At 72.3% G+C, this 4591-nt stretch carries 7 protein-coding genes; 3 read left to right on the top strand and 4 right to left on the bottom strand.

Translation table 11 applies throughout. From position 1 onward, the window contains the following. The first annotated feature begins 271 nt into the window (after positions 1 to 271). The 3 genes from AC1DY2_RS15980 to AC1DY2_RS15970 are packed head-to-tail and all read left to right on the top strand — an operon-like array spanning position 272 to position 3270. Positions 272 to 1402, top strand: coding sequence for a class I SAM-dependent methyltransferase (locus AC1DY2_RS15980; RefSeq protein WP_476763317.1), 1131 nt, complete (start codon positions 272 to 274; stop codon positions 1400 to 1402). Between the two features lie 19 nt (positions 1403 to 1421). Next, positions 1422 to 2360, top strand: coding sequence for a DUF817 domain-containing protein (locus tag AC1DY2_RS15975; protein ID WP_476763316.1), 939 nt, complete (start codon positions 1422 to 1424; stop codon positions 2358 to 2360). Positions 2361 to 2400: 40 nt separating this feature from the next. Then, the gene (locus tag AC1DY2_RS15970) at positions 2401 to 3270 is read left to right on the top strand and encodes an EAL domain-containing protein (RefSeq protein WP_476763315.1); all 870 of its coding nucleotides are present in this window, start codon (positions 2401 to 2403) and stop codon (positions 3268 to 3270) included. Here AC1DY2_RS15970 and AC1DY2_RS15965 read toward each other — a convergent pair. From AC1DY2_RS15965 to AC1DY2_RS15950, 4 genes are all read right to left on the bottom strand, one after another. Beyond that, positions 3255 to 3524 (bottom strand): hypothetical protein, encoded by a 270-nt coding sequence (locus AC1DY2_RS15965; protein ID WP_309976020.1) that lies wholly within the window; start codon positions 3522 to 3524, stop codon positions 3255 to 3257. The two genes, AC1DY2_RS15970 and AC1DY2_RS15965, sit on opposite strands and share 16 nt — an antisense overlap. 43 nt (positions 3525 to 3567) lie before the next feature. Then, a complete protein-coding gene (locus AC1DY2_RS15960) occupies positions 3568 to 3891 on the bottom strand; it encodes a DUF7882 family protein (RefSeq protein ID WP_159602010.1) in 324 nt (107 codons plus the stop codon). Between the two features lie 43 nt (positions 3892 to 3934). Continuing rightward, the gene (locus AC1DY2_RS15955) at positions 3935 to 4240 is read right to left on the bottom strand and encodes a DUF7882 family protein (protein ID WP_309976023.1); all 306 of its coding nucleotides are present in this window, start codon (positions 4238 to 4240) and stop codon (positions 3935 to 3937) included. Then, positions 4228 to 4591 (bottom strand): GGDEF domain-containing protein (locus AC1DY2_RS15950; protein ID WP_476763314.1); only part of this gene is annotated, 364 nt, incomplete at its 5' end. The genes AC1DY2_RS15950 and AC1DY2_RS15955, both read right to left, overlap by 13 nt.

The raw sequence follows: 4591 nt of genomic DNA, 5'->3' as shown, positions 1-4591 counted from the left end.
AGGCGGGCGGGTGCGGCCGGCGTGGGCGCCGAGCGCCGACCCGCCGAGGACGTCGGGCGCGGACCCGTCGAAGGCGACGAGCGAGCCGGGCGACCGGACGCCGTGGGCGCAGCAGAACGACGGCCCGCGGCCCCGTGTCGAGCCGCGCGCCGTTCCCCCGAAGGCCGCTGGTCTGTTTCCCGCATGCGGGGTCGAGGGTAGCAAACGCACCTGCGAGGTGCATCCGGGCCCGGATCGTCGCGCGTCCTGGGCTGCGTCATACCCTTGACGCATGCCATTCGAGCTGGGCGCGCTGCGACGCCATCCCGACGTCGAGGGCCGAGGGCTCGAGGCGTCGGATGCCGCGGACCGGCTGATCCTCGACGAGGCGGCCGCACTGGCCGGGGGCCTCGGCGATGGCGAGCTCGTCGTGCTCGACGACGCCTACGGCGCGCTGGCGCTCGGATCGGCCGCGGCTGGTGCTCGCGGCATCCGGGTGCACCAGGACCTCGTGACGGGCGAGCGCGCGCTCGCGGCCAACGCCGCGCGGGCGGGCCTGGACGGCGAGGTGCGGTCCATGCCGCTCGCGCCCGGGCTGCTCGCGGGCGCCCGGCTCGTGCTCCTGCGCCTGCCGCGGTCGCTCGACCGGCTCGACGAGCTCGCCGGCCTCATCGCGAGCCACGCGGCATCCGACGTCGTGGTCGTCGCCGGCGGCCGCCTGAAGCACATGTCGCTCTCGATGAACGAGGTGCTGGCGGCGTGGTTCGAGCGGGTCGACGTGTCGCACGCACGCCAGAAGTCCAGGGTGCTCATCGCCCGCGCGCCCCGCGCGCACCGTCAGCCACCCGCGCTCGGCTGGCCCCGAGGCGAGCGGCACGACGACCTGGGCGTCACGCTCGTCGCACACGGCGGCGTCTTCGCGGGCGCCGGCGTCGACATCGGCACGCGGTTCCTCCTCGAGCACCTCGGCGACGCGGTGCCGGATGCCGCGACCGCCGTCGACCTCGCGTGCGGGTCGGGGGTGGTGGCCGCCTGGCTCGCGCGCACGCGCCCCGTGCTGCGGGTGACGGCGACCGACCGATCGGCGTCGGCCGCGGCATCCGCTCGGCAGACGGCGGAGGTGAACGGCCTCGCCGACCGCGTCGACGTCCGCCAGGCCGACGGACTCGAGGGCATCCACGATGCGAGCGAGCGCCTCGTGGTGCTGAACCCGCCGTTCCACTCCGATGCGGCGCTGCACACGGGCATCGCGGCGCACCTCTTCGCGGACGCCGCCCGCGTGCTCGTGCCCGGCGGGGAGCTGTGGTGCGTCTGGAACTCGCACCTGCGCTACCGGCCGCTGCTCGAGCGCGTCGTGGGCCCCACGCGCCAGGTCGCCCGCAACGCGAAGTTCACGGTGACGGCGTCGGAGCGCGCGGCATGACCCCCTCGGAGCGCACGGCATGACCGCAGCCGGCGCCGCCCGCGAGTCCGACCGCACGGCGGTCGAACGGGCGATCGACCGAGCCGCGCACCGCCTCCTCGCCGACGCATCCGATCGCGGCGTCCGTGCCGGACTCATCGAGTTCCTGGTGTTCGCCGCGAAGCAGGCGTGGGCGTGCATCTTCGGCGCGTCCCTGCTCGCGGTCATCGTCGCCGCGCGGCTCTGGTATCCCGACGACGCGGCCCTCGCACGGAACGACGCGCTGACCATCGCCGCGGTGCTCATCCAAGTCGTGATGGTGGCGACGCGGCTCGAAAGCGGACGCGAGCTCTGGGTGGTCGTGCTGTTCCACCTGACCGGCACCGTCATGGAGCTGTTCAAGACCGACGTCGGGTCGTGGACGTACGACGGCGACGGGGTGCTCCGCATCGCGGGCGTCCCGTTGTTCTCGGGGTTCATGTACGCCGCCGTGGGCTCCTACATGGTGCGCGTGTACCGCCTGTTCGACCTGGGCTTCACGCGGTACCCGCGACGATGGGTCACCGTGGTCGTCGCCGCCGCGATCTACGCGAACTTCTTCACGCACCACTACGTCATCGACCTGCGATGGGCGCTGCTGGCGGCGGTGGTCGTCGTCTGGTGGCCGACCGTCATGCACTTCCGGGTGTGGCGTCGACGGCCCCGGATGCCGCTGCTCATCGCGTTCGGCCTCGTCGCCCTGTTCATCTGGCTGGCCGAGAATATCGCGACCTGGGCCGGCGCCTGGTTCTACCCCGATCAGCTCGACGGCTGGCAGCTCGTGTCGCCGTCGAAGCTCGTCTCCTGGTTCCTGCTCATGATCATCTCGGTGGTGCTCGTGACGCTCGTGTATCCGCCGCGGCCGCCGGCCGAGCAGCGGGAGTATACGCATCCGAGCGCTCGTTGTCTGCCGTTTCGTCGAATGCGCGATCGCGCGTGACAATGGCGCGGGCGTCTCGGACGCCCGAGGAGGGAACACCATGGCAGACGACGAGCGCCTCGCACGCGAATTGCGCCTCGCGGCGCAGCGCGGCGAGATCATCGCGCAGTACCAGCCGCAGGTCGACCTCCACGACGGCGTCCTCGTCGCCATCGAGGCGCTGAGTCGCTGGCGTCACCCCAGTCGCGGGGTCATCCCGCCCGCGGAGTTCATCCCACTCGCGGAGGCGACCGGGGCGATGATCGCCATCGGCGACGCCATGCTCGAGACGGCCTGCCGGTACGGCGCGGCGCTCGTGCGCGCCGGTCGGCGCATCGAGGTCGCGGTGAACGTGGCGGCCGCACAGCTGTCGGAGGGGACGTTCGCCGAGCGGGTCGCCCACCACCTCGCCGCGACGGGCATGCCCCCGACGCTCCTGACGCTCGAGCTCACGGAGACGAGGGCCGTGCCCGAGGAGGCCGCCGAGACCCTCGAGGGGATCCGCGCCGCCGGCATCGGCATCTCGGTCGATGACGTGCGCACGGTGGAGGAGGCGGAGCTCCGCGTGCGGTCGCTCCCCATCACCGAGCTCAAGGTCGATCGCTCGGTCATCACGCTCCTGCCCGGCGACCGGAGCGTGGCGGCGCGACTCGTCGGGTTCGCACGCGACCACGGCCTGCGCGCGGTGGCCGAGGGCGTCGAGACGGAGCCCCAGTTCGTGGCCGTGCGGGAGCTCGGATTCGATCGGGCGCAGGGCTACCTGTTCGGTCGGCCGGCTCCCGAGCGGAGCATCTCAGCCCGCCTCGCGGTCGCGACGGCGCCGGGCGTGCCCGGCGGACGCACGGCAGCGCCCGGTGCGGTCGCAACCGCACCGGGCGTGCCGGGGCCGGGCGTGCCGCCCGGTGGTCGAATCGCTCAGAGCGCGCCGTAGGGCGGGTCCTGGTAGGCCTCGTCCTCGTCGGAGCTGACGGCCTCTTCGGGCTCGCCGCCGACGTCGATCTGCGACCAGGTGACCGGCATGCCCGGGGAGAAGAGGATGTCGATGCCGGGTCCGCCGCGCAGGGGCGGCACGTTCACGTAGCCGCCGCCCGCCTGGATCGCCTTCAGGATCTCGGCGCGCAGCGCATCGATGGGCTCGGGCAGGAAGTAGTCCCGGCCGTCGACTGTCAGGCGGTGGATCTTCACACCGCACCTCCGTTCTCTCGTGTGGTCATCGGACGCTCGTCGTTCATTCGGGCACCCCGGCCCCGGCTGCCGCTTCGGGGATCGGATGCAGCCCGGCGGGGCTGTTCGCGCCGTCGATCATCAGCTCCAGCCACGCCCGGTTGAGCTTCGGCGGCCGGTTGCCGTTGTACTTGAAATGCACGGGCACGTACGCGCTGATCCAGATCGAGCTGCGCCCGCTGCCGCGTTCGACCCCATGATTCCAGGTGAGCATGAACTGCTCGCCGCGTCGCAGCTTGGTGGCCACGACGAACTGCAGGTGGGCGAGCACGCGGTCCTCGATCTCGAACTCCGAGATGCGCGCTCCGCCGTAGATCAACTGGCCCATGGCATTCCTCCTCGTGCACTGGTGGTCGTGCTGCGCCATCCGTTCATGCGGCGGCCTCGGGCTCGGGCACCGGCCGCAGCCCACCGGCCGAGTTCGCCGACTTCGTCAGCACCTCCAGCCACCGCGGGTTGAGCTCGGACGGATCACCGGGCTCGTCGAACTGGAAGGCCATCGGCACGGTGGGGCTGCACCACACCGACGTGCGCTTCGCCGGCGGCGCCTCGTCACCGAAGGTGAACGCGAAGTGCTCGCCGCGGCGGAGCTTCGACCAGATCACCACCTGCAGGTGGGTGAGCGTGCGATCGTCGAACTCCGCGGTGATGGTGGAGTCGTATCTCAGTGTTCCCATGAAGCCTCCGCTCGGGGGTCGTGTGCAGTGTCAGTGGTGCTCGTCTCGTCGGCCATCACGATCGTGACGCGATCCCGGCCCGCATCCTTCGAGGCGTACATCGCCTCGTCGGCGATGCGCAGCAGGAGGTCGGGCGTGGGCTCGGGGCGCTCGCCCGGCTCCCAGACCGCGACGCCGATGCTGGCGGCGATGTCGTAGCGCGGAGGCACGCTGTCGAGGGGTCGCCCGACCGCCTCGCGGAATCGCTCCGCGACGGTGGCGCTCGCCGGTGCCGCCGCGTCCTCGCAGATGATGACGAACTCGTCGCCGCCGTACCGGGCGACCGAGTCGCCCGCCCGGGCCACCGACCGC

The sequence above is a fragment of the Agromyces sp. P1_H4 genome (assembly GCF_056405255.1).
The sequence above is the reverse complement of the archived record's forward strand: the minus strand, read 5'-3'. Positions and strand labels throughout refer to the sequence as shown.